The following is a 26,468-nucleotide window of genomic DNA, read 5'->3' on the forward strand; positions in this document are numbered from 1 at the left end:
TACCGTATGCGGGCACGGGGGTCAAGGGGGCTATGTGGGAGGGGGCAGCTAGCGCACCCTGCGAGCCGCTAGTCGTCTCCGGTCGCCCCGAAGTTGCTCACCAGAATGCCGAAGTCAAACAGCGTTACCTCGTCGTCACCGTCTAAGTCTGCCTCCGCGCTCCAGTTGCTATCGCCAGGCATCGAACCGAATGCCGCCACCAGCGCGCCAAAGTCAAACAGCGTCACCTCGTTGTCCCCGTCGATGTCCCCATTCCACAACGAGAAGTCTGCCGTCGCCGCCCCGAACACCGACACCCCAGCCAGCGTCTGACGCAGCCAGTGCGACCCCTTCGCCGACAGGTCATACACCCCGTCTAACGGAGCCACCAACGAGTAGTCCCCCGATGCGTTCAGCGACAGCGTATGCACCTGCAGAGGCGTGACACTGCCTGCGGCGCGAATCTGCAGCTCGACGGGAACCAGTGTCACATCACCTGCAAAGTCGCGCAGGGTGATCCTGCCCGAGAGAGTGGCATACCGCACGAACCAGAAGCCGTCGGTGAGGTCGAAGTTACCCCCTGCGCGCAGCGGGTTTGCCCCGATGGCGACGGGTTGCCCGACGGTGCTGCCCAATGAGTAGTTGCCGCCGGTGCTGAAGGTGACGCCTCCCCCTGCGATAACGCCCCACGAGAGGTCATAACCGCCTCCCGATTGGGCAAGTGCCTGCACCGCCGTCAACGCGAGCAACGTCAGTGCGAGTAGCCCACGCCATCTCATCGCTGCACTCCCTTGTTCGCGCCTGCTTGCTGGCGCGCTTGACGCTCCTGAATCGACTGCAGGCGTGCCTCCCACGCCTCGGCAGGGTCAATCCCGCCTGGCAGCGCCTCGTCCCACGAACGGTACACCTGGAAGGCGCGATGCTCTTTGCGCACGGCTTTCACTTCCCAGTCGAACTCGTAGTTGCCCCGCCCGTTGAGCAGTTCCGCCACCTCGATGCCGTCCAAGCTCTTGCGCACAACGCACAGCCCTTGAGAGTCGGGGGAGAGCGGCGTGAGTTGGACGGTCATGCCTTGCTCATCGGCGAGTTTGCGGAAGTGGTCGGGCAGTTCGATTCGGGCGCGCCCGTTCACAAGGCGAGCGGTGCCGCGCACATACATCGCGACTTCGGGACCTTCGATGTATCCGTACCAGATGTCGCGAGTCGCGTCCTCGGGGTCTGGTACGCAAAAGGCTTTTAGGTCGGCTCCCAGTACTCCATGCCCATCGCTATTGACATAGATACGTGCCTGCATGGCACCGGCGGCATCGTGAACGGCTATATAGCCATGGTTGGGCAAATCGCTAGGTACGGTTAGAACCACGTTGATGCTTCCGTTGGCTCCCAATGTTTCCACATCGCCCCAATACAAGCCCCCACCCGCGGCGCTTACGAGAGCCCGCACGCGGCTCCAAGTCGGGTCCGTACCGCCGCCGAGCGAGAAGTAGCTCCCTCCGACATTCAGGTCGCCCGTCGTGCGGAGAGTGTCCCAGATGCCGATGATGCCGTTGCCGGGAATCTCCAAAGTGGCGGTGTTTGCTTGGCTTTGCCCGAATAGGTTGCCTGGCAGAATTTGAAACGTGGTGTGGTTATCGGGATTGGCAAAGTAGGCATTGCCAGCCACATGCAAGAGCGCCTGCGGATTGAGCGTGCTAATCCCAACATTGCCAGCGGACGTGATGTAAAGGTCCGGACCTCCCGTTGCATCGCCGTAGAGCTTCAAGCCATTGTAGCCCATCAGCAGACCCAATCCGAAAATGCCGGAATCATTGGCAAGACGAATATTACCGTCAACGTGCAATCGCTCCGCAGGGCTGCTCGTGCCAATGCCGACACGCCCGTTGCCCAGAATGGTCATCACCTCGCTGCCCGCGGGCGCGTTCAAGAACGAGAAGCGGTTGGTGGCGTTGTGCAGGTGAAGCCGAAACTGGGCAGGTCCGACGCCGAAGCCCATCACATCGTTGTACCCGTGCCCTGCCAAATCGCCAGCTTCGTGTTGGCGTTATCGCCACCTAACGACAGGCGGGCAAATGGGCTGTTTGTGCCAATCCCGACATTCCCGTCGTTGTAGAAGATATTGCTGCCTGCCGTCTGCCACGGGCGCTGCGAAGAACCTGACGAGCCAGCATACACCGCGTACGGTGTCGGGTTGACCTTCACGCGCGGTGACAGCGTGGTGTAACTGCCAGAACCTGCTGGACGCACCGCAATCTGCAGGAAGCGGTCATTGCCGTCCCACACGTGGCCGAAGTCCAGCAACACGGTAAACAGCCCGTGTTGCACGGAAACGCCGGTGCGAGTAAGCGTAGAACCCACCTGCGAGCCTCCAGAAGCCGCCGTCCAGAGGCTGAACTGCAAGTCGTAGCTGCCGTTCGCGGGGATGCCCGAAGTTTTGAGCATTCCCTGATAGGTGAAAGATTGCGCCATGATGCTCCCGCTGCAACACAGAAGCAGGGAGAGCATCAGCGCCGTGCGCAGGTTACGCATGGATGAAACCCTCCTTTTTGGAAAGAATATGGTCAACGAGAGGTGAAGGCTTCCGTGAGGGCAGACAGTGGGCAGTCTGGGGTATCTCCGCCCTTCTTGGTCGTCATCACTTCGGATTGACTGTGGGAATGTTAGCATAGATAAACGCCGTTTGTCAAGGAGTTTTTGGGATGGGGGTTAAAAAATTGGGTTGCGTTGGCAACAGGAACCTGTCTGTCTGTAACGAACCCAAAGTTAGTCCAACGTGCGGAGGACGCCGATGAAACGCTGGGCAGCATGGACACTCTTTTTCCTGTGGGGAGTTCCCGTGATGAGCCAAACCGTCGTGCCAGAATTGGACCCCAACGAGACGCCAGGACAACGCCCCTACGAGATGGTGTGGGCGAACCGCACCGAGCCTGCCCCACCAACCCTCACCTTCGAGAACCTTCAGGGCTGGACGATGGAGGTCAGCAATGGCGCAGAAGCCATCCTGCAGATCAGCCGGGCGCAAAACGTGTGGAACCGCCCTGTGGCGAAACTTCGCTACAGGGGAAACGGACAGAGTAACTCCGCCCCACGCGTGGTCATGAACCCGCCGCAACCAGTGCCGGTTCCAGAGGAGGCAAACTGCGTGGAGCTCTGGGTGTACGGCAACCGCTGGAGCTGGGAGAACCCGCCGGACACACCCCCGGTGGAGATTATCGTCGTGCTGCGCGATAGCACCGGCAACGAACATGCCGTGCAGGTCGCCAGAGTGGAGTGGAAGGAGTGGTGGTTGCTGCACCGCAAGCTGCCCGCCGGACTGCAACCGCCTGCCTATCTGGCGCGTATCGAGGTCAACGGCGGCTGGCAGCCCGAGTGGCGGGAGATTTTTCTGGACTCGATGCGCTTCTACCGCGAGGAGCTGCGCCCGCTGCAGTTCGCGCCGCGCCCCAAACGCAACCTGACGCTTTTTGAGGGACAGTCGCCCGGTGCGAACACGGGACCGGGCAAACTACCCTTCCCCACCCGCGAAATGACCATCCTGCCCATGCACTTCAGCGGCGCGTTTCAGGGGGGAGTGCGGCGAGAGGACGCCAACCGATACGCTTTCCTGTACGAAGGAAAAGACGGCACACTGGTTTACCGCTTCGACGCCACCAGAGGGCTGAACGGCATCCGCGCGGCATGGAACGGCAGAGCGGTGCAGAACATTGCCGAAGCAGCCGTGCGCTTCGGGCAGGATACGGTAGAGCCCGCCCTGACGAAAGTGCGCCAGCAGGGCGGTGTTGTCACCGCTGAGTACTCCGACGGCACGACCCTGCGCCTGCAAATCGTACAGAAGTCGCTGATTATAGACGTCATCAACCGGTCGGGCAAAGCCACCGACCTGCACTTTGGGCAGTTCACCAACGTGCAACAGCCGCGTGCGATGTACATCCCCTACATCACCTACGGTAGCTCTCACCCCACGGTGTTGCTCTCGCGTGCGGGTAACCGCTGGGTGTTCACGTCGCTGTGGCTGGACTGGTACCGTTCCAACGGCTCGGAACCGTATGGTGCGGAGTACGCCGCGGGCGAGGTGGCACGCATTAACGGAGGCGTGCGCTACCATCCCAAAACCGACGGCACGCGCAACCCGATGTTCGAACGGCTGTTTCTTACCGTCTCGCCGATGCTGGAGGAGGTGTTGCCCACCATCGCCAACCCAGTGGGATTGCACGCCCATCTGGCGGTGGACAGGCTGTGGCAGGAGACATGGGGACCTGCCGACTACGAACAGGAGATGAAGCGCAGCCGCAGGCTCCGCGCCTATGGTATCGAGAAGCTGATTCAGTGCAATCACGAAATCACGTGGCGCGATGGCGGCGAGAGCTTTACCCTGCGTACCCGTGCTGCGCCGCGTAAGGGGGGTGATGATGCGCTCAAACGCTTCGTGGCGCACCAGCGGTCGCTGGGGTGGTTCAGCGGGCTATACACCAACTACTGCGACTTCGCCCCCGTGAACGAATACTGGAACCCCGACTTCGTGCAGCGACAGTCCGACGGCGAATGGCGACCCGCCTGGCCGCGCAACTGGGCGCTCAAGCCGCTCAAGGCGGTGGAGTTCGATTCGGTGCTTGCCCCGCAAATCAAGGCGAAATATAATCCCAACAGCGCATACACCGACGTGCATACCGCCGTGCCGCCATGGGGCTACAACGACTACGACGCCCGCGTGCCCGGTGCGGGAACCTTCGCGCAGACCTTCTACGCCTACGGTGAGCTGCTGCGCAACGACTCACGAGTGTATGGAGGTCCCATCTTCTCGGAAGGCACCTACCAGTGGATGTATGCGGGACTGGCGGACGGCAACTATGCGCTGGCATACAACAACCGTCCACTTGCGGTGGAACCGCTGCTGCCCGTGTTCGACCTCTACCAGATTCACACCAAAGAGTGCGACATCGGCATGGCGTGGACATCGTGGTTCTGCGATGCCATCCCCAACTGGCGCGCGCCAGAGAACCTCGACCGCGCCATCGACCGTTTCTTGCTGCATACCCTCGCCTACGGGCATATCGGCTGGCTGGTGGAGGAAGAGCACGGCATCGAGCGCACCTGCCGTTCCTACTACATGCTGCAGCAGGTGCAGGCGCGGTATGGGCTAATCGCTCCGCAACGCATCGCCTACTGGGACGGAAGCAAGCTGGTGAGCGTCTCGGAGGCGGTCATTCGCGATTTGCCCCGCACACGCCGACAGCTGTATGTGGAGTATCCCAACGGGCTGAAGCTGTGGCTGAACGACCACCCCTCCGAAGAGTGGAAGGTGGCTATCGGCTCGCGAACGTTCGTCCTGCCGCCTGCGGGCTGGCTTGCATACCAGAAAGATGCCCTGCTGAGCTACTCCGCGCTGGTGGACGGACGCAAGGTCGACTACCTGCGCAGCGACGCCTACATCTATCTGGACGGGCGCGGAGAGTTCTTCACCACGCCAGAAGCCGCGTCGGATGGAGGACTGGCAATCACCCGCCCTGCGCCCAACCGCTTGCAGGTCATCCACATCAGCGGAAAGCAGCCGTTCTACATCCGTCGTCCCTATGGGGTACGTGGCAGGCTGGTATCATGCCGCGTTTATGATGTGGAGGGCAACCCGTTGTCCGCTCCTGTCGTGCGAGATAGCGGCCAGATGACGTGGATTGAGCCTGTCCCGAACGCCGTAGGCTACGTGCTGGAGTTCTCTGGTAAGCAGACCTGGAGCATCGACGCGGAACGAGCGGAGGTGATAGCGGGCGGCAGCGTGCAGGTCAAAGCACAGGGGATTGCCCAGGTGCAGTGGCAGGTAGAAAACGGGAAGTATTTAGGGGGCTTCGTTCGCGCGGATAGCGATTTGCAACCGGGTGACACGGTGGCGGTGCGGGCGCAAGCGGGCAACGAGACGCGCGAAATGCTGCTGCGCGTGGTGGAACCCGTGCGCTGGCGGTGGGAAACGGGAGGCTGGCAAGACCCCACGCGCCTGCTCCTGCGACCAGTATGGCGCATGAAACCCAAAGCTGGGGAGAAGTTGAGCCTCGAACTGAGCGCATCGGGAGGCTGGCGTATCTCGCCCCAGTCGATCAGCGCAGAAGGCGGTAAACTCCCCGCGCAGATAGACCTTCAGGTAGAAACGGACGCCCCTGCTGGAGCAGAATCCGTGCTGAACATTACCCTCCGCAACGGTATTACCCCTCACCGCACTGCGCTCCGCCTGCGCGTGGTGGAGACGCAGCCCGTGGTGGCGGATTTGATTAACGCCGTTGACAGGTGGGGCATCGCACGTCGTGGCGAGAAAGAGATGCCAGACCCCGGCGGAACCGGCGCGGTTTACTACACGGGCGACCTGCCAGTGGGCGGTTTGACAAAGAAGGGGGTTTTCATGCACCCGCCGTATATGGGTGGCGTCGGGTATGCGTGGGCGGAGTTGAAGCCGCTCACCCTGCCGAACCAGCCCTGTCGGTTCCACAGCTTCATCGGCATTCGCGATGGCGGTGCGCCCAGCGACGGAGTGTGGTTCCGTCTCGAACTCATTGATGCACAAGGCAAGGTGCATCGGCTGGCGGAAGGCACTGGCGTCCAGGGTTCGTGGCGTGAACTGCAGGCAGACCTGTCGCCGTTTGCCGGTCAGACGGTGCGCCTGCGCCTGATTGCCGATGTGGGACCGAACGATGACTCCACAGCCGACTGGGCATCCTGGGGTGAACCCGTCATCATACTGGCATCGCCAGTCAAAGTCATCGAAGCACGTAAAGAGGAGGTCTCCAGCCGCTAAGCTAATCCTGATAAAGAGATGACTTCCCGATGTGTGCAAATAGACCCCTTCCTGGGGCGGTACTACGCGAACCGCAGTGCGGAGAGTATCGCGGAAGAGATTGCCGCCAACGGCTTTCAGGGTGTGCAATATATCGTCACGCGCGACAGCCGGGTGAACCGCGACCTGCTGAACGCGCTGCGCCGGCGCAGGATACACGTGGACTACACCACCTTCGGCAACGGCACTTACGACACCACCGACCTGCCGGACGGCTGGCAACAGTGGCGCATGGTCACCCGCCAGCCCATGAACGATGGCTATACCCGCCTGTGCCTGAATCACCCGGAATACCGCCGCTGGAAGAAAGCACGAATCGCTTCCGTGCTTCGCCAGTATCCCTTCAATGGGGTACATATCATGGAACCCTTCTGGCCCGAATACCCGGGTCCCACCGCTCCCGCATACGCCTGCCTGTGCGAACGATGCCGCTCGTTGTTCTCGCAGATGTATCATGCCGAACAACCGCCGGACTTCACCGACGAAGCGCACCCTCGCTTCTGGCGTACTCAGCAGGAACTCTACGCAAAGTGGGTGGAGTTTCGCGTCAAAAGCCACACGGACTTCTTGAACGACCTGCTGAACGGCGATGGAGGCATCCGCGAAACGCATCCCCGTATTCCGGTTACGGTCTGGATACTCGCCATCGACGTGCCGGACCCGGTGCGCTTTGTGCAGGAAGTACATGGTCAGGACATCGCAGAGGTGGTTCGGCAGGTACGCCCTGATGCCGTTTGCCTGCAAACCCACTGGCCCGACTGGCTCAAAGAAAATCTGCCCCCCGATTACGTGAAAGCCTACCAGCCGCTGGTGCGCGCGGCGCGTGCTGTCCGCCCCGATTTACCGATGATGATACAGGCGGACATCGGCTCGCAACCGCAGAATCGCCGATCGTGGCAGTGGATTGACGCATTTCGGAAGGCGTGCGCTGCCATCGGTGTGCACAGCACCACCCTTTACGAATACATGCTGGGTATGTATATTTACGCCGAGCCGCCCAGAGTGGTGAAGGCAATGCGTACGGGCAAGAGTGCCGTCCTGTTAGTTTTCAACAAACGACTGGACGCTCAAAGTGCAGCAAAAAAGAGCCGCTATACCTTTATCCCACCTTTGCCGATAAGCCGTACGGAGGTGGACGGCAACCTGGTGCGCCTGTATACTGCGCCAATGCAAGCAGGCAAGCGCTATCACCTGACGATACGGGACATCTCTGACGACCCATCTACCCGCTGGCTACCTGATACTCCTGCGGTCAAACTTCAGGAGCAAACGATTACCCTATGAAAACGGAACGAGGTCAGGTTCCAGTCTCCAACCGACGAAGAGTGCTGATACTGAATGCCACTTATGCCATAGGGGGGGCGGAGCGCATCCTGCAACTGCTTGCCCTGCAACTTGGCTCGCGGCTCGACGTGCACGTGTGCTCACTCTATCAACCCGGCGAGATTGGCGAACAGATGCGAGAGGCAGGAATACCTTTCCACGCGATCAATGGACGTTCACGCACCGACTGGCGTGTGCTTCCGCGTTTCCTCAGCCTGCTGCGGCGGATTCGCCCCGAGGTTCTACTCACCGTAGACGCCCCTGTTGCGGTGCTGTATGCGGTTCTGGTCAAAAGGCTAAAAATCGTGCGCAAGCTGGTCATCGCGGTACATTCCTTTGGCAAGACCAAACGCACCCGCGAGATGGCGTTTGCCCGTCGCTTTGCCGCCGGAGCCACCGACACCCTCATTGCGCTCGCGGAGAGCCACCGCCGGTTCCTGCTGGAACAGGAAGGCTGGCAGGCGCGCGAAGTGGTGGTCATCCCCAACGGTGCGGACCTGCAGCGTTTCACACCCGACGGCAACAACCTGCGCCAGCAGTGGGCATTATCTCCGGAGACGCCCGCCTTTGGAGTGGTGGCAGGACTGCGCCCGGAGAAAAACCTGTTTCGCTTTCTGCGAGTGGCTCAGCAGGTGCTGTCTGTCTTGCCGGAATCTCGTGCGTTCGTGGTGGGCGATGGGGAACTGCGTCATGACTTGCAGACATCCAGCCAGCGGATGGAGTGTGCCTCGCGTATCGTTTTTACGGGTGCGTTACATGACATCCCCGCTGTGTGGCGCAGTCTGGATGTGGCAGTACTCACCTCTGATACTGAGGTTTTGCCGATGACGCTGATCGAAGCCGCTGCGTGCGCCGTGCCTGCGGTCAGCACCGACGTGGGAGCCGTGCGCGACGTGGTGCTGGACGGGCAGACGGGCTTTGTCGTACCAGTGGAGGACGAAGCCGCACTGGCAGAGCGTATCCTGTATCTGCTGCAACACCCCGAAGAGCGACGGACGATGGGCAAACGCGCCCGCCAGCACGCAGAAGCCAACTTCGACCTCCATCAAATGGTAGATCGCTACGCACAGGTGCTATCCCTTTGACTTCCTCTCCCCTCTGGTGGTAATATCTACGTGTGAAACCGTCGTATGTAAGGATGCGGAAAACACCGACAATCATTACTGCAAACCGATGCTGGTGCCTCGCACGCGCCGAAGGAGTACGCTATGCGATTTCTGCTGAACCTGTTCGATAGCAACGAACGCGATATCCGACGCTACCGCAAGGTTGTGGAGAGAATTAACGCGCTGGAGGACAGTATCGCCCAGCTGAGCAACGAACAGCTGCGCGCCAAGACAGACGAGTTTCGCAACCGTCTAGCAAAGGGCGAGACATTGGACGACCTGCTGCCCGAAGCCTTTGCGGTGGTACGGGAAGCCTCCAAACGCACCCTCAAGATGCGCCATTTTGATGTTCAGCTCATCGGTGGGATGGTACTGCACGATGGGCGTATTGCCGAGATGAAAACCGGTGAGGGAAAGACGCTGGTGGCAACCCTGCCCATCTATCTCAATGCGCTGGAAGGCAAAGGCGTACACCTCGTCACCGCGAACGACTACCTGGCGCGACGTGATGCGGTGTGGATGGGACCCATCTATCACTTCCTGGGCATGAGCGTGGGCGTGATTCAGGGGCAAAGCCCCGAAACAGGCGAAATCGGCGGCTCCTACATCTATACGCCCGGCTATCAGGCTCCCGACCCACGCTATACGCACCTCAAAGAGTGCCACCGCAAAGAGGCGTATCTGGCAGACATCACCTACGGCACGAACAACGAATTCGGGTTCGACTACCTGCGCGATAACATGGCGTTCTCTATCGAGGATGTGGTGCAGCGCGAGCTGAACTACGCCATCGTGGACGAGGTAGACAGCATCCTGATCGACGAGGCGCGTACTCCCCTCATCATCTCGGGTTATGCCGGAGAATCCACCGACCTCTACTACCGCGTGGACCGCGTGGTGCGCTATCTGCAGCCGGGACGCGACTACACGCTGGAAGAGAAGCAGAAAATCGTGACCCTCACCGAAGAGGGCATTCAGCGGGTGGAACAGGGGCTGGGTGTAAAAAACCTCGCTGAAGACCCCGACCTGATGCACCACGTCAATGCGGCACTGAAAGCACACACCATCTTCAAGCGCGATGTGGACTATGTGGTGCGCGATGGCGAGATTATCATCGTGGACGAGTTTACCGGACGTCTGATGTTCGGACGGCGTTACTCCGACGGCTTGCACCAGGCCATCGAGGCAAAGGAAGGCGTGCCCATCCGCCAGGAAAACCAGACGCTGGCGACCATTACTTTCCAGAACTACTTCCGACTTTACAAGAAGCTGGCGGGGATGACCGGTACCGCCAAAACGGAGGAAGACGAGTTCCGCAAGATTTACGGTCTGGACGTGGTGGTGGTTCCGACCAACAAGCCGATGATCCGTATTGACCACCCGGATGTCATCTATAAAACGGAAGAGGCGAAGTTCCGGGGCATCGCCACCGAGATACTGCGCCTGTATGTCAAACAACAGCCGGTGCTGGTGGGCACGCGATCCATCGAGATGTCTGAGAAGGTGAGTGACCGCCTGCGCCCCGACCGGCTGAAACTGCTGTGCTTGATTCACATCCTGCGTGATGAGATCGACAAACGCAAAGAGATATCTAACGAGAAGAAGAAAGAGTATCGCGCCCTGCTGAACCGCCGCCTGGACGAGCTCAGCCTGAGCGCACTCACGCCGCTGGCTCGCGAGCTGGGCGTCGTGCCCGACATGAATCTGCCCGAAAACCTGCAACGCGCTATCCAGCTCATTGGGGCGCCGCCCGAAAACGTGGAGTATCTCAAAGAGGCGTTCGCGCACGGCGTGCCCCACAACGTACTGAACGCCAAGTACCACGAGAAAGAGGCTATCATCATCGCCGAGGCGGGGCGCAAGGGAGCGGTTACCGTCGCCACCAACATGGCGGGACGAGGCGTGGACATTATTCTTGGCGGTAGCATCGCCCCTCAGCAGGCACAGGAGGGCGAGGAGGTGGACGAAGAGGCGGAAGAGCAATGGCGCTCCTTCCGGCGAGGACGCGCCCTTCCACCGCCCCCTCTGAACGAGGCAGAGCGCTCCAAAGCCGCCGAAGAGGTGCGCAAGCTGGGAGGACTGTTCATCCTCGGTACCGAGCGACACGAGTCGCGCCGCATCGACAACCAGCTACGCGGCCGTTCGGGGCGACAGGGCGACCCCGGCGAGTCGCGCTTCTACGTCTCGCTGGAGGACGAGCTGTGGAGGCGTTTCGGCGATCCATCCAAACAGCGTCTGCTTGCGATGTGGGAAGAGAGCGAAGCGGTAGACGTCAAGCTCCTCTCCCGCCTGATAGAGAAGGCGCAAAAGAAAGTAGAAGCATATAACTTCGAAATCCGCAAGCACGTGCTGCAATACGATGAAGTGATGAACGAACAGCGCCGCGTCGTCTACAGCGAGCGACGGCGCATTCTGGAGGGACACCCACTTACCGCCACCATCCATGGCTTTGTCCGCGATAAGGTGGAAGAATCGGTGATGATGTTCACCCTGCAGGATACACGTCAGGCGGAGGTGGACGCGGAAGGTCTGTTCCGCCGCCTGGAAGAGCTGTTCGGCATCTCTCGCTGGCTCACCGTAGATGACATCAGATCGCAGCCGGCAGACCAGCTGGTGGACTACCTGCAGGAAGTCGCCCTGAACGCTTACGCGCAGCGCGAAGAAGAGCTCGGCTCGGAGCTGATGCGTTCGCTGGAGCGATGGGTCATGCTGCGCGTCATCAACGACAAGTGGATGGAGCATCTTGCCAACATGGACTACCTGCGCGAGGGCATTGGCTTGCGCGGCTACGCCCAGCAGGATCCGCTGGTCGCCTACAAGAAAGAGGCTTACGAGATGTTCCAGCACATGCTGGCATCGATTCAGGAAGATGTCATCCGCTGGATGTACCACGTGCAGGTCGCTCCGCCCCAGCCCCAACCAACCGTGCAGGTGACCAGCATGTCGGGCGCAGGAAGCACGCCAGCCGCAGCGGAGGGCAACGGTGCTGCACGCCCAGCCGCACGCGCCGCCGTCGCGACGGCGGTTAAAACCCAGAAAGTGGGGCGCAATGACCCCTGCCCCTGCGGTAGCGGCAAAAAGTATAAGAAGTGCTGTATGAACAAGCAGGTACCGAGCTAGCGTACAGGGGCGACCCGCAGGGTTGCCCCTGCACCGGTGTCAGGATACGTCTACCTGCCTCGCACAAACTCCGCGAGGTCCTCCGGCGACTGCCTTTCGGGCGGAATGCGATACAGCTCCCATGTGACCTCCAAGGAGATGCTCTCCCCCCTGCGCAGCACCTTCAACGGTGAGGTGAACTCCAGCTCGATATAGGGTATCTCATCGGTGTTCGAGAAGATTTGCGCATGGTCGCCCGGACGAAACTCCGCCAGGCTCGCGATGGGAGAACGATGCACCACCAGATACGGTGCTTTGAACCATGCCAGAATCTCCGCGTCACAACCCAGCTTCACCGGCACATCCGGTGGGCGTTCCGGCAGCAAAATGTCCTTCCCCAGCCGGCGAATCGCCTTCCAGGGTTCCTCACGGAAAAGTTTGAACCCTTCGCTCAGTGTGGTGTCCGGATGCAGACGCGCCAGCATCACATCGGGCAGAGGCAGTTGCGCCACCACCCACGCCGCCACGGGGAAATCCGCCCCGTCGCGCAGCTTCTCCAGGCGCGTCAGGATATGCACCCGCGTGCCGGACGGCTCCAGACGAATCTCGCGCACGACGCGCACGCCGTATCCAGCTACCAGTGGAGAAGTCAGGCGAATGATGTTGCCCTCTAATACCTCCGCCTGATGAGGCACCTGGTCGGTCGCCGAGGGCGGGGGCCATCCCCTGCCAGTGCGCATCTCCCACTCATCCTGAGGCCATATCCACGCCTTGTCGCCACCGTGATTGGGCCATTCACCGGGCCGAACCGGTGTGCCCTCGGTGGCAGGATTGACCCAGAGAGTGTTCGGCTCGCCGACGAACCCATAGTGCATGATACGCGCCAGCGAAGGCACGATAACAACTTCCACCGTGCCGTTGGACAGGCGATAACAGTCCTGCCAGCCCTTATAAGACACCCGTTCGATGTGTTGCGCCCACACCCCAGTAGATGCGATGAGCGCACAAAGCGTTAAAAGGATTCTCCACATCAATGACTCCTCCAGCAGATGGTTAAAGGAAAAGTCACCCGGCGCGGCAACACCTGTTGGCGCCGCTGCAGCCCGCAGTATATATAGCATTTTCCCCGATATGCTGCAACTGTCAGAGCAACAGCTGGATTTGTTTTCCGCATCCCGTTACCTTTCACGTACCTGTTGCGTCTAACAATCGGCGAACGGTACACTAATGATGAAAACCGTTGCCGGCTAAAGGCAGGAAAAGCGTTCGCCGTTGCCGAAGAGTGCACACCAGTAAGGCTCTCTTGGCGTGAAACGAAGAACGAAGGGGAGGAATTAGATGATGAGCATGGCAGGCTTGCTCCGAAGAAGCGGAGTAGCAGGCGTCGTTGTGGTCGCTTGCCTGGTGGGGTTCATCAACCCGGCACATGCCATCGAACGCCAGTTCCTTGGCATCCGCATGTTGTCCAAGGTGCAGACCGTGCTGGCACGGTTCGGCAACCCCACGCAGGTTACGGTAGGACAGGTTGCTTACAATTTGCCGGGACAGCAGGCAGGCATGGTGGGTATGGCAGGTATGCCCGGACGTGCGGGGCTGGCAGGCGCACCCGGTCTGCCTGGAGCACCCGGAATGGCTGGCTTCACGGGTACACCAGGTGTGCCCGGTATGCCGCCGTACGGTGGCTTCGGCGGGATGCCGCCGATGGCCGGTATGGGTGCGATGGGTGGACGACCGGGCATGGGAGCATTCGGCAGAGGCGCTGGCTTCGATGACGAAGAAGGCATGGCAATGACCGGTGGACCAATGATGGGTGGTCCCATGATGGGAGGTCCGATGATCGGCGCCCCGACCTCAGGTGCACCCGGTTTGCCAGGACTACCGGGCGGCATTGGTGCTCCTGCTCGCCCTGGTATGCCCTCGATGCCCGGTACTCCGGCAATGCCCGGAATGCCCGGAATGGCTGGCATGGGCGGTACTCCCGCAGGCGTTGGTCTGCCATCCGTTGGACTGCGCACGACGCCGGGCGGTATGATGTATGAGCAGGAAACCACCTTGATTTACGAGCGACCGGGCGGCGTGATTTACGAGTTTCTGGTGAACAAGGACGGCTACGTGGTGCAGGCGAAGGCGATTGGCTATGAGGATAAGTCGGGCCTGGCTCGTACGTCGCGAGGCATCAAGCTCGGCGATACCTACCAGAAGGTCGTCGCCGTGTACGGCTGGCCCAAGGAACACCAGAACATGGGAACCACCCTGTACGTCCGGTATCCCAACCACCATGTCGCGTTCCAGTTCTACGACAACAAGGTGGTCTCCATCATCGTCGCGGCGATGGAGCAGTAACCGAATATCTTGGTGCTCCGCTACACGGAGTGAACAGGAGCCAGCCTGATGGAGGAAGGTGTCTGTGGCATCACGCGCCAGTGCAGACCTGGACGAAATTCGTGCGCGCAGCGACATCGTAGAAGTGGTCTCGCAGTACGTGGCGCTGAAGCGAACGGGCAAAAACTTCAAGGGATTGTGCCCGTTCCATGCCGAAAAGACACCTTCCTTTACCGTTAATCCGTCCCTGCAACGCTGGCGTTGCTTCGGCTGTGGACTGTATGGCGACGTATTCGATTTCATCATGCGCATCGAAAACGTCACCTTTGTGGAAGCAGCCCGACTGCTCGCCGAGCGGCTGGGGCTGGAGTTCCACACTACCGGCTCCTCCGCTGCCCAGCAACAAAAAGACCGCCGAGAACAGATTCTGCAGGTGAATCAGCTCGCCGCGCAGTTTTTCCGCGACATGCTGAAACGCTATCCCCTGCCCCAGCGCGTGCTGCAACAGCGCGGGGTTACTCCCGAAACTCAGGAGCGTTTCGGCATTGGCTACGCTCCTCCTGAATGGTCCGCGCTCACCAACCTCATCAAGGCAAAAAAGATACCGCTGACCATCGCGGCGGAAGCAGGGCTCATCGTGCAGGGCGAGAGTGGCGAATACTACGACCGCTTCCGCGACCGCCTCATGTTCCCGATTTGGGACCGACAGGGGCGCGTGGTTGCCTTTGGGGGACGTGCATTGGGCGATGCCACGCCCAAGTACCTCAACAGCCCTGAAACGCCCCTCTTCCGCAAAAGCCGCACTATCTACGCCCTGCATCTTGCCAGAGAACGCATGATGGCAGAGCGCACCGCCCTCTTGCTGGAGGGTTATATGGACGTGGTCGCCGCCCATCAGGCAGGTTTCACTCACGCCATTGCCAGCATGGGTACCTCCCTGACCGAAGAACAGATAGGCATCCTCTCCCGCCTGGTGTCGCGCGTGATTGTGGTGTACGACTCGGACAACGCGGGCATCGAAGCGGCAAAACGCGCGGCGGAGATACTGCAGCAGCACAACATGGAGGTGCTGGTCGCCCGCCTGCCAGACGGCGAGGACCCGGACAGCCTGCTACGTCGCCTGGGTGCCTCTGCCCTGCAGGAGTGCATCGACAAAGCGGAGCCGCTGACCGCCTTCCTTCTGCACAATCTCCAGCGCCGATACGATATGCAAACCGTCGAGGGTAGAATGAAAGTGCTGAAGGAGGCGATACCGATACTGGCAGCAATACCATCGGGCATCGAGCAAGATAGATACATTACCCAGCTGGCGCCGCTACATCCCGCCTATTTTTCAAATCCCAGTAAACCTGAGGAGCTGATTCGGCGGGAAGTGGAACGATTCTTGCGTTATAAGCAAATGGAGGGCAAGAAAGAGCAGACTGCGCAGGATACCCCTGCGGTAACGGAGGTGGAAGAGCCTTTCCCGTTCGGGGTGGTTCGTGCAGAAAGTGCGCTCCTGCGGGGTATACTTTCAGAGGAGTGGCGAAAGCTGGTACTGGAAATCGCTCAGGCGGACGATTTGGTCAGCGACGCTGCCAAGCAGTTCTTCGAGTTGGTAAGGCGTGCGTGGGAAGCGGGTATGGAACTGCATCGCCCGTCACTGCTTTCTGCGCTGAGCGACCCGCGCCTGCGAGAGATGGTCGCAACAAGGCTACAACTGGAGGAACCTTTAAACGAGCAGGTGTTGCGCGATTCGGCGTCCTTCCTGCAACGCTGGCACAAACGCACCCGACAGGTGCAGATTTCGGCACAACTCGCGCAGGATTTCTCGCCGAATAGCGTGAATTATCAAGAGTACCAAAGGCTCATCGCCGAGCTACACTCCGACGCGCAGCGCAACCGAAGGGAGTGAGTCCAGACGTGGAGATGGAACATATCCACGAAAACGGGCACATGCGGAAGCTCGTCCAGCAAGGCAAAGATAGGGGCTACGTGAGCTCCGAAGAGCTGAGCGATGTTCTCTCCGAGATGGATGTGGACGCGGACGAGCTGGAGCAGATGCTGGAGTTCCTCGATGTCGAGGGCATTCAGGTGGTAGACGCCGTTAAAGACCTGCCCCTGATGGAAGAGGGCTACGATATCGGTGCCTCCGTTAAAGATTACGAGCTTGCCGACCAGGAAATCGCGCAACTGGAAGGTATCCCTCTCGACGACTCGGTTCGCATGTGGTTGCGCGAAATCGGGAAGACGCCCCTGCTGACCCCCGAAGAAGAACAACACCTCGCACGCCTGGTCGCTCAGGGGGATGAAGAAGCCAAACGCAAACTCACCCTCGCCAACCTGCGCCTCGTGGTCTCTATTGCCAAACGCTACAGCGGACGTGGTATGGCGTTCTCCGACCTCATTCAGGAGGGTAATCTGGGTTTGATACGAGCAGTGGAGAAATTCGACTACCGCAGGGGCTACAAATTCAGCACATACGCCACGTGGTGGATTCGGCAGGCAATCACTCGCGCCATTGCCGATCAGGCCCGTACCATCCGCATCCCTGTGCACATGGTGGAAACCATTAACCGCCTGATGAAACGACGCAGCCATCTGGAACAACAGTTAGGACGCACCCCCACTCCCGAAGAGCTTGCGGAAGACATGGGCATCTCGGTAGACAAGGTGAATGAGATTATTCGCATCGCGCCGGAACCGCTGTCGCTGGACACTCCCGTGGGTGAAGAGGAAGACAGCCATCTGATGGACTTTATCGAGGATGATAACTGTGACTCCCCCACCGAAGCCGCCGACCGCAGTCTGCTGCGCGACCGTATCGAGGAGGCATTGCGCGTGCTGACCGACCGCGAGCGCGAGGTCATTAAGATGCGCTTTGGGCTCATCGACGGGATGCCCCACACCCTCGAGGAGGTTGGAAGGCACTTTAACGTCACGCGCGAGCGCATCCGCCAGATTGAGGCTAAAGCCATCAAGAAGCTGCGCAACCGGAATAACTGCAAGAAACTCCGCGACTACTCCAGTGGTTTGTAGGGAATGCCTTCCGGAAGGGTTCACGACGCGATTACCATCGTCACCGCCGCTGCCTCGGTGCCAGTTATCGCCCATCTGCACCCTTCGCCCGACTGGACCTCGGTGGGAGTGGGTGTTGGCGCGTACCTGTTTTCGGGCCTCGCGCTGTCACCTGACCTGGACGTGAACTCCCGCGCCTACCGTCGCTGGGGCATGTTCCGTTTCTTCTGGCTTCCCTATCAGATACTGGTGCCCCACCGTCACTGGCTGTCGCACAGCTGGCTACTGGGCCCCCTGCTACGTGCACTCTACTTTTTCGCAATGCTGTACCTGCTGTTGCGACTTGGCATGAACGCCATCGACCTGTGGATAGTGCCCATCAACCAGTCGGAGATACTGCGCGCGCTGGAGCGAGAACTGCGCCTGGGACTGCAGTCTCATGTCACCTGGGCACAATCTGCACTTATCGGTTTAATCGCGGGAGGTATCGTGCACTCCCTCACCGATGGCTTCGTTACGTGGTTCAAGAGGACGCTGTAGGAGCGATGGAAGCCGTCACCCATCTGAAACACCCCGCGTTCCGCGCCGCGTGCCGACTGACCGAATCTGCGCCGCGCGAAGCAGAACACCGCTTCCTGATGGAAGGCGCGCTCCAGATTGCCAAAGCGCTGCACGCTCCCCTGCGTCCACTGGAGGTCTACATCAAGGAGGCGACAGAACCAGACCTGCTTGCCCGTTGCGAGCAGGCCGGCATCCCCGTCTACTCGGTCAGCAAGGGGCTGTTCCACCGACTGCTGGTCAGCGGCTACGAGACCAGCACGACCGCCGTCGCGGTGATGCCCTGGTGGAACCTGACACTCGACGAGATTTGTGCTGGGCGTGAGGGCCTAGTGCTGGTGGCAGAGCGTATCCAGGACCCGCGTAATCTCGGGATGCTCATCCGCACTGCCGATGCGGCGCAGGCACGCGCTCTGGTGCTGGCGTCGCCCCTTGCCGACCCCTACAGCCGCGCCTGCGTGCGCTGCACCACTGGCAGCATCGCCTTTCTGCCTGTTGTCTCCTGCTTTAGCAGCACGCAGGTCATCGAGGCATTCCGCAGATACGGCTGGCGGCAGATTGGTTCCAGCGCGCACGCCCACCATCTGCTGTGGAAGGAGGACCTGAAGCCACCCTTCTGCCTGTGGGTGGGCAACGAGGAAACGGGCTTGCTTCCCGAAACGCGTGAGGCGATGGACACACTGATACGCATCCCCATGGGCGGCGGAGCGCAATCGCTGAATGTGGCAGTAGCGGCGGGGATACTGTTGTTCGAGGCGGTCAGGCAGCAGAGCCTGTAGCAGGAACTCCACAGAAAAACGCTGTGCCGTGCAGGAACACCCCTCTTTTCGCGCGAAGGCAGAATCAACACCATTGTCTGGAGGAGAGAGATGGCTGTTCGCATTGGCTTTTTCGGGTGTGGAGGTATTGCCGGCGCGCACTTCAACGCGCTTTCGCAAATACCCGAGGCACAACCGGTCGCTTTCTGTGATATCGACCCGTCTCGCGCCGAGGCGGCGGCGCAGCGATTTGGGGGAAAGGCTTATACCGACTGGAAACAGATGCTGGATAGTGAGAAACTGGACGCGCTGTATGTGTGTGTGCCACCCCACGCACACGTCGGAGCAGAGGAGGCTGCCGCCGAGCGCGGCATCCACCTGTTTGTCGAGAAACCCGTTGCCAGAACTCTGGAAAAGGCAAAAGCGATTGAAGCGGCGATTGCCAAATCGGGCGTCATCAGCAGCGTGGGCTACCACTTCCGCTACATGGCAACCACCCAGAAAGCACGCGAGCTGTTGGAAGGCAAAACGGTTGGCATGGTCATCGGCTGGTGGATGGGCGGGATGCCCGGCGTGGCGTGGTGGCGGGTCATGGAGCAGTCTGGCGGACAGTTCGTGGAGCAGACCACGCACATCGTCGACCTTGCCCGCTATCTCGTGGGCGACATTGTGGAAGTGTACGCGCTGATGACCAACCGCAAGCTGCACAGGGAGGTAGAAAACTACAGCGTGTATGACGTGGGGGCGGTGGCGGTGAAGTTCGCGAACGGTGTCATCGGCGCGATCCACAACACCTGCCTGCTGAACATGGGCTGGCGCGTGGGGCTGGAAATTGTAACCCCTGACCTGGTGGTGGAAACCGACTGGGGCAGCGTGAAAGCCACTGAGCCGGGCAAGGTGACCACCTATCAGCTGAGCAGTAACCCCTACTTGGAAGAGAACAGGGTATTTATTCACGCCATTCTCACCGGCGACCGTTCGGCAATCCGCAGCACCTATGCCGACGCGGTGAAGACTCTTGCCGTCACGCTGGCGGCGAATCGCTCCGCAGAGACCGGACAACCCGAGACCGTTTAGGAGGCGCACGATGCCAGAAGAGACACCCGAACAGAGAGAACAGCGACTGAAGTGGTTTCGAGAGGCACGCTTCGGTATGTTCATCCACTGGGGCCTGTACTCGCAGCTGGGCAGGCACGAGTGGGTGATGAACCGCGAGCGCATCCCTATCGAAGAGTACGAGAAGTTAGCAGACACCTGGAAGCCCAAGCCCTACCCCGCCCGCTGGTGGGCACGACTGGCAAAGCTGGCGGGAATGCGCTATATGGTGATGACCACCAAGCACCATGAAGGCTTCTGCCTGTTCGACACGCAGTACACCGACTACAACGCGGTGAAGCGCGGGCCTAGGCGCGACCTGGTGGCAGAGTTCGTCGAAGCCGCCCGCGCCGAGGGGTTGAAAGTGGGCTTTTACTACTCCCTGATGGACTGGCACCATCCCGATGGCGCGCGGTGCAAACACGACGAAGCCGCCCGCAGGCGGTTTGTGGAGTTCACGCACGGCATCGTGCGCGAGCTGATGACCAACTACGGCAAGATCGACATCATGTGGTACGATGTGAACTGGCCGCTGACCGCTGAGGAATGGGAAGCGGAGAAGATGAACCGCATGGTGCGCGAGCTGCAGCCGCACATCATCATTAACAACCGTTCTGGTCTGCCCGAAGATTTCGGCACTCCCGAACAGCACATCACCCCGGAAAAGGGCGGGCGCATGTGGGAGGCGTGCATGACCTTCAACGAGAGCTGGGGTTACACGCCCATCGATACCCGCTGGAAGGACGCCTGGCAGATTGTGGGGATGCTTCGACAGGTGGCGGCAGGCGGCGGCAACCTGTTGCTGAACATCGGTCCCGCACCCGACGGCAGTGTGCCCGAAGTGTGCGAGCAGGAGCTGCTGAAGGTGGGCAGGTGGCTGCAGGAATACGGTCCTTCCGTCTACGACGCCACCGACCCCATGCAGCAGGAGTGGATGATTACCGGCGCGTTCACCCGCAAGGGGCAAACGCTGTACTACCACTGCAACCGCTGGCCGGGCAGCGAGCTAGCGATAGGCGGTCTGCAGTGTAAGGTGCTTCGGGCGCGCCTGATGAACGGGCCTGAAGTGGCTTTCACGCAGACGGAGAACCGCCTGGTGCTGCACGGCTTGCCCGAAACCCCGCCCAACCCCCTCTGCACCGTCATCGAGATGGAGGTAGAAGGCGAGCCCAAACAGGTGTTGAGTGCGGGTTATGTGCTGATTGAAGACGACCCGTGGCGGTAGGTCGCGCCCATGCACCCGTCCTCACAGTGAGCGAACGGGGGCACGTCACCCGTGCCCCCGCGATTCGCTGATGTCGCCGCAGGCTTTAGCCTGCGCCTGTCCGAACGGCTCGGCAGGAGCCTCGCCATTCACCGGAAGCAGATGGTAGCCCGCCATTAAGGGAACCTGACGATTCGGAGATTGTTCGCTTCGCGGAGAATGACGTTTTCTGGTCACCCTGAGCGCACGGGAAGGGTCTCGGAGATTGCTCGCCTCGTTCAAGGCGACAGCTTTTCGGTTTTATGCGGTCAGGGACACTGTAACGCCAGCCTTTTTGCAGTATGCTACACGGTATCCCCGAGATGCCCTTGCATCCGTTTGTTTAGCATGGTAAAATACAAAAAATCCGCTATGGGGGTGCAAACACGATGCTGTCTGACCAGGATGTTCGCTTTTTTCACGAAAACGGCTATCTCCCGGCGCGTCCGCTGCTGACCGAAGAGGAGGTCTCCCGACTGCGTGAGCGGTTTTACGCTCTGCTGGAAGGCAAATCCACCAAAAAGCCCGAAGCCATGCGCAACCTGTACGGCGATGAAGAGCGCGTGGTCATCCAGATAGTGAACGCCTGGGAGGCGGACGAGGAGTTCTACCGTTACCTGTTCCACCCGAAGCTCACGGAGGCGGTGGCGAAACTGATGAATACCGACACGGTGCGCGTGTGGCACGACCAGATACAGTACAAGCCTCCCTACAAGGGCGGACCCACGATATGGCATCAGGACCATCCCTACTGGCCCGTGTTGCAACCGCCCGACCTCGTCAGTGCGTGGCTCGCCCTCGAGGATGCCGACGTGGAGAACGGCTGTATGCACGTGGTGCCGCGCAGCCACCGGTGGGGCAAGTATGACGAGGGCACGGTCGGCATTCGGGAGGACAACTGGGGACCGGCGCATGACCCGTCGTTTGTGCCGCCTGGCGAGACCGTCGAGGTAGTGCCCTGTCCGGTGAAGGCAGGGGAGGTCATGTTCCACCACTGTTTGACCTGGCACGGAACCCCGCCCAATCACAGCCCGCGGGGGCGACCCGGCTTCGCCGTGCATTACATGCCCGGACACACCCGCTACGAGCCGACACGAGGACATCTGATCGAGCATCGGATCACCGTGAAACCGGGTGAAATCCTGCAAGGGGACTATTTCCCCGTGGTCTGGCAAAATGGTCCGGTAAATCCGCCGCCCCGACCGGAGGGGTAACGGGTTTTCAGGGGCGGGAGGAACATCATCCCGCCCCTTGCGCCTGTCTTACACGCTGAGCATCATTGACCACCAAGGCACAAAGTTGTCTTAGCGCGCTGTACGCCCCAGGGGGGTCTCTGGAGTCATCGGATGGGCTACATTGTATGCAGACACAAATGGCGGAGAGTCCGGGATTCGAACCCGGGGTAGAGGCTTTAGATGCCCCTACAACCGCTTAGCAGGCGGCCGCTTTCGACCACTCAGCCAACTCTCCGCACGGTGCTATTATAGCACAAGTGTCGCAAGGAAGCAAGGGGTACTGGTATGCGTCAGCCCTCACCCACTTCTCCAAAGCACTTCACCAGCACTCCAAAATCAAACAGGCTCACTTCCCCATCGCCGTCCAGGTCGGCGTTTGGGTTCCAGTGTGCGTCGCCCGGCATGCTGCCAAACGCCTGCACCAGTGCGCCAAAGTCAAACAGCGTGACCTCATTATCTCCATCGATATCCCCATTCACCAGTTCCACATTCACCACCGCACCGGGTAGCGACACACCGCGCACCACCTGCTGCAGCCAGTGCGCGCCCCGAACGGCGACATCGTACATACCCGCGGGTATATTCGTTTCGTAGACCACCTCAAACTCGCCATGCACGGAGAGCGGCAGTCTTCCCTGCCAGACCGTTACTCCCGTGCGATTGCGTATCTGAACCTGCACCTCCTGGCAGCGGTATTCGCCCGTGTAATCGCCCAGCGTCACCCTGCCAAGTAGCATCGGCTGCGCCACAAGAGAGAAATTATCCACATCCAGAGTGGTCGTCGCGACAGGCCAGTAGAGTCCACACCATGTCCACAAGGTGAGCCGTTGACCCGTCGGCACAACAGTCGTATCCACCCTGCGCCACGCAAAGGAAGGCACGCTGGTGGAAAGCAGCCACACAATGCCGGGGTTGGTGGGGTCGGTGCTTCCGCTCAGGTCGTAACCTATCCGGAACTCCTGTCCGGCGCCCGGGTCGTTCGTGCCAGCGGACAGATAGTCGAACGTCAGACGATAGGGCACGCCGGGCACCACCTCCACCACCTGATACACTCCTCCGCGAAAGGACTGCCCGGCTATCTGCCCGCTGATAATACGCTGTGCGCTGCCCGGCACCCCGCCCACCTGCCAGAAGTGCGCGCTACCTGGCCAAAGCGGGTTGACCGTGCCCGCGTCCCAGGTGTTCCACCCGTTGGCAACGGTCTCCCCGGAGATGTTTGTAAAGCCCAGTTCGAAGTCCCCGTTCAGCACGGGGTTGCGCAGCGAGCGCGGTTTGTTCGCAATCACATCCGCCAGCCACTGCGCAATCGGCTCGACGTCAAACGACCACCAGCCGCTGGGGTCACCGATTTGAAATAGAGTCACTCCCAGCACATAGGGGTCTTTCTTCAGCTCGCTGTCATACCACAGCAACCACTTCTGGAACTTCGCCGCGTCGCCCCGGGCACGCCAGCCGTCTTGATTGGGGTTGCCTGCGCGGTCAATGCCACCCTCGGTCAGAATCATCGGCAGGTTCGCCAGGTCGGGATGCCGCTCCCGCAGATACTCGTAGAAGATGCGATACCGCAGGCTAAACCAGTATTCAACGGTAGGGTCTGTCGTGTAGTCGATGGAGTACGAATGGTAGCTCCACGCCCCGTTGAACCGCTTCGCCGCGCGCAGCGCGGGCAGAAACGCCTCGAGCTTGGCGCGGATTTCACTGATGTTGCCGCCCGGATTGCCAACAGGGATGCTCCCCACGCACGGGCGAAAACCCGCCTGCGCGATGCGCTCTGCCAGTCGCTCCCAGAACCTGCCGAACCACCGCGCGCCCTCCACACTCTCCCAGCAGGGAGTGTTCTCGCACTCGTTGGGCCCCTCCAGAAAATCGACCAACCGACGGTCCGATGCCGATAGCGCGTCCATGGCGGGGCGCAGCACGCGGTTCCAGAAGTCATCCGCGCTTTGCACAGGGTCATCCTCCAGCCGGTAGCGCAAGCCGGACGTCCGCTCCCATACCCGCACCACCACCAGCCCTTTCGGATGCCGTCGTTTATAATCGCGCATCGCCTCGCGCATTCCCGCCGACGCCTGCGGGTCCAGCACTTTAATCACCGTGGGTTTGGCGGCGATAATACGCTTCGCCCCTTCGGTGTAGCTGCCGATGAGATGAATACTCAGTTTGCTCACGCACTGGTCAGATTGCGCGAACGCCAGCGCGCTCAGCCCCACCAGCAGCACTCCCCACAGCCATCGCCTCATGGTAAGTCCTCCGTTTCAGACGCTTTCGCTAACATTTTAACCCTGCGCAACCGATAACGCAATACCTGATTCCACACCATCACGCCCGAAAGGGTACAATCATACGGACGTTTAGAGAGGAGAAGATATGTCGGAACTGCTGGTGCGTTCGTATCGTGGGCTGGTTATCGCCCGCGTCGAGCCGGGCAGCCTCGCCGAGGAGATGGGTCTGCGACCGGGCGATGCGGTGCTATCGGTGAACGGCAGGCGTGTGATGGACACGCTGGACTACCGCTTCCACGCCACTGAGCCATACGTGGAGCTGACCATCCTGCGCGGTGAGGAAAGGCTTACTCTGGCTGTCGAGAAGGAACCGTACGACCTGCTGGGGGTGGAGTTCGAAAACGACCTTTCGGACAAGATACACACCTGCAACAACAAGTGCGTCTTCTGTTTCATCCATCAGATGCCCAAGGGGATGCGCCGCTCGCTTTACCTGAGGGATGATGACTTTCGGCTCTCGTTTATGTACGGTAACTACGTGACGCTGACCAACGTGAGCGAGGAGGAGTTCCAGCGCATTCTCGAACAGAAGCTGACGCCGATGTACGTTTCCGTACACGCCACCGACCCCGAGTTACGGGCGCGGCTGCTGGGAAAGCGTGAGCCGACGCCCATCCTGCCCATTTTACAACGGCTTCATGACGGCGGCATCGACGTGCACGCCCAAATCGTGCTGTGCCCGGGCTGGAACGATGGCGACGCCCTGCGCCAGACACTGTACGAGCTGGCATTGCTGCATCCCACCATCAGCGGCAGGCGGGCAGGCACGCTGTCGGTGGCGATTGTGCCGGTAGGGCTAACCCGGTTTCGCGACAGGCTCACGCCGCTCACTGCACCCGACCGGGCATATGCCCAAAGGTTTATTTGCGAAGTGCGCGCACTGGAACGGCAATTCCGCCAACGCCTGGGTACGCGCTTCGCCTTCCTGTCCGATGAGTGGTTCTTCCTGGCAGAGCACCCCATTCCCGGTCGGCGGTATTACGAGGACTTCCCGCAGCTGGAGGACGGCGTGGGCACGGTCAGGCTGTTTCTCGACCGCGCGTATGATGTAGCCCGCCGCCTGCCAGAGCAACTGGCTCACCCTGTTCAGATGACTCTGGTCACCGGTGAACTGCCAGCGCAGGTGATTCACCACTTCGCACGCACGCTGCAACGCGTACAGGGAGTGGAACTGAACGTCTGCGTGGTCAAAAACCGCTTCTTTGGGGGGACGGTGAGCGTGGCGGGCTTGCTGACTGCGCAGGACATCGCCGACGCGCTGGGGCAGTTCCCCACCTATCCAACGGTAGTGCTGCCTTCTATCTGCTTGCGGGACAACACACTGTTTCTGGACGACGTAACGGTAGAGCAGTTTGAAGCGCAGATTGGGCGCAGGGTCATCGTGGTGGAACCGCATCCGGCAGCGCTTTGGCGAGCAATCCGCCGTTCTCAAAGCAAATGGTCGGGGTGAGCGGACTTGAACCGCTGACCTCCTGGCCCCCATCCAGGCGCGCTACCAAACTGCGCCACACCCCGACCGTGCGCTACTATTATATCAATGTTGCCTCGCGCCTGTCAAGCCGAGTAGAACCCTCTTGATTTGGTTATGCGCATAATGTAAACTATAGCCAGCCAGGTTGTTGAGGAGGGACGACAGTGCGGCTCTTGCCGGGAACGC

18 protein-coding genes and 2 tRNA genes are annotated in these 26,468 nt (G+C 60.4%); 13 read left to right on the forward strand and 7 right to left on the reverse strand.

Going from position 1 to position 26,468, the window contains the following annotated elements; all coding sequences use genetic code 11:
• Positions 1-68: 68 nt before the first annotated feature.
• Genes K6U75_07300 through K6U75_07310 form a run of 3 tightly spaced genes read right to left on the reverse strand, consistent with a single transcriptional unit; the run spans position 69 to position 2,505 of the window.
• Positions 69-758, reverse strand: a complete 690-nt coding sequence (locus K6U75_07300) for a hypothetical protein (protein MCL6474842.1) — start codon at positions 756-758, stop codon at positions 69-71.
• Positions 755-1,999, reverse strand: coding sequence for a hypothetical protein (locus tag K6U75_07305; GenBank protein ID MCL6474843.1), 1,245 nt, complete (start codon positions 1,997-1,999; stop codon positions 755-757). Before K6U75_07305 ends, K6U75_07300 begins: the two co-directional genes overlap by 4 nt.
• Positions 1,972-2,505, reverse strand: coding sequence for a hypothetical protein (locus K6U75_07310; protein ID MCL6474844.1), 534 nt, complete (start codon positions 2,503-2,505; stop codon positions 1,972-1,974). The genes K6U75_07305 and K6U75_07310 overlap by 28 nt, the downstream gene beginning before the upstream one ends.
• Before the next feature lie 259 nt (positions 2,506-2,764).
• Here K6U75_07310 and K6U75_07315 point away from each other — a divergent pair, with 259 nt between their 5' ends.
• The 4 genes from K6U75_07315 (at position 2,765) to K6U75_07330 (ending at position 12,342) form a co-directional block, all read left to right on the forward strand.
• A complete protein-coding gene (locus K6U75_07315; protein MCL6474845.1) occupies positions 2,765-6,754 on the forward strand; it encodes a hypothetical protein in 3,990 nt (1,329 codons plus the stop codon).
• An 18-nt stretch (positions 6,755-6,772) separates the two neighbouring features.
• Positions 6,773-8,077 (forward strand): N-acyl-D-glucosamine 2-epimerase, encoded by a 1,305-nt coding sequence (locus tag K6U75_07320; GenBank protein MCL6474846.1) that lies wholly within the window; start codon positions 6,773-6,775, stop codon positions 8,075-8,077.
• The gene (locus K6U75_07325; protein ID MCL6474847.1) at positions 8,074-9,201 is read left to right on the forward strand and encodes a glycosyltransferase; all 1,128 of its coding nucleotides are present in this window, start codon (positions 8,074-8,076) and stop codon (positions 9,199-9,201) included. The genes K6U75_07320 and K6U75_07325 overlap by 4 nt, the downstream gene beginning before the upstream one ends.
• A gap of 123 nt (positions 9,202-9,324) precedes the next feature.
• The gene (locus K6U75_07330; protein MCL6474848.1) at positions 9,325-12,342 is read left to right on the forward strand and encodes a preprotein translocase subunit SecA; all 3,018 of its coding nucleotides are present in this window, start codon (positions 9,325-9,327) and stop codon (positions 12,340-12,342) included.
• 50 nt (positions 12,343-12,392) lie between these two features.
• On the opposite strand, the gene K6U75_07335 is transcribed toward K6U75_07330, so the two are convergent.
• Positions 12,393-13,352: a DUF4380 domain-containing protein gene (locus K6U75_07335; GenBank protein MCL6474849.1), complete on the reverse strand. Its 960-nt coding sequence runs from the start codon at positions 13,350-13,352 to the stop codon at positions 12,393-12,395.
• A 307-nt stretch (positions 13,353-13,659) separates the two neighbouring features.
• Here K6U75_07335 and K6U75_07340 point away from each other — a divergent pair, with 307 nt between their 5' ends.
• The 8 genes from K6U75_07340 to K6U75_07375 all read left to right on the forward strand — a co-directional run bounded on the left by K6U75_07340 (position 13,660) and on the right by K6U75_07375 (position 22,508).
• Entirely contained in the window at positions 13,660-14,664 is a 1,005-nt protein-coding gene (locus K6U75_07340; GenBank protein ID MCL6474850.1) for a collagen-like protein, read from the forward strand.
• A 64-nt stretch (positions 14,665-14,728) separates the two neighbouring features.
• Entirely contained in the window at positions 14,729-16,537 is a 1,809-nt protein-coding gene (dnaG, locus tag K6U75_07345; GenBank protein ID MCL6474851.1) for a DNA primase, read from the forward strand.
• A 14-nt stretch (positions 16,538-16,551) separates the two neighbouring features.
• Entirely contained in the window at positions 16,552-17,661 is a 1,110-nt protein-coding gene (gene rpoD, locus K6U75_07350) for an RNA polymerase sigma factor RpoD (GenBank protein ID MCL6474852.1), read from the forward strand.
• Positions 17,662-17,664: 3 nt separating this feature from the next.
• Entirely contained in the window at positions 17,665-18,180 is a 516-nt protein-coding gene (locus K6U75_07355) for a metal-binding protein (GenBank protein MCL6474853.1), read from the forward strand.
• A gap of 5 nt (positions 18,181-18,185) precedes the next feature.
• Positions 18,186-18,977, forward strand: coding sequence for an RNA methyltransferase (locus K6U75_07360; protein ID MCL6474854.1), 792 nt, complete (start codon positions 18,186-18,188; stop codon positions 18,975-18,977).
• A gap of 90 nt (positions 18,978-19,067) precedes the next feature.
• Positions 19,068-20,033: a Gfo/Idh/MocA family oxidoreductase gene (locus tag K6U75_07365; GenBank protein ID MCL6474855.1), complete on the forward strand. Its 966-nt coding sequence runs from the start codon at positions 19,068-19,070 to the stop codon at positions 20,031-20,033.
• Between the two features lie 10 nt (positions 20,034-20,043).
• The gene (locus tag K6U75_07370) at positions 20,044-21,276 is read left to right on the forward strand and encodes an alpha-L-fucosidase (GenBank protein MCL6474856.1); all 1,233 of its coding nucleotides are present in this window, start codon (positions 20,044-20,046) and stop codon (positions 21,274-21,276) included.
• Between the two features lie 407 nt (positions 21,277-21,683).
• Entirely contained in the window at positions 21,684-22,508 is an 825-nt protein-coding gene (locus K6U75_07375; protein ID MCL6474857.1) for a phytanoyl-CoA dioxygenase family protein, read from the forward strand.
• Between the two features lie 159 nt (positions 22,509-22,667).
• Here the strand turns inward: K6U75_07375 and K6U75_07380 are convergent.
• Positions 22,668-22,764 (reverse strand) — tRNA-Ser (locus K6U75_07380).
• A gap of 55 nt (positions 22,765-22,819) precedes the next feature.
• Positions 22,820-24,769 carry a dockerin type I repeat-containing protein gene (locus K6U75_07385; GenBank protein MCL6474858.1) on the reverse strand — a complete coding sequence of 650 codons (1,950 nt, stop codon included), beginning with the start codon at positions 24,767-24,769 and terminating at the stop codon, positions 22,820-22,822.
• 127 nt (positions 24,770-24,896) lie between these two features.
• Between K6U75_07385 and K6U75_07390 the strand changes: the two genes are divergently transcribed.
• Positions 24,897-26,261 (forward strand): DUF512 domain-containing protein, encoded by a 1,365-nt coding sequence (locus tag K6U75_07390; GenBank protein MCL6474859.1) that lies wholly within the window; start codon positions 24,897-24,899, stop codon positions 26,259-26,261.
• Here K6U75_07390 and K6U75_07395 read toward each other — a convergent pair.
• A tRNA-Pro gene (locus tag K6U75_07395) sits at positions 26,250-26,326 on the reverse strand. The genes K6U75_07390 and K6U75_07395 overlap by 12 nt on opposite strands.
• Between the last annotated feature and the right edge of the window lie 142 nt (positions 26,327-26,468).

The organism is Bacillota bacterium (genome assembly GCA_023511455.1).
In the GTDB taxonomy this organism is placed as follows: Bacteria; Armatimonadota; HRBIN16; order HRBIN16; family HRBIN16; genus HRBIN16.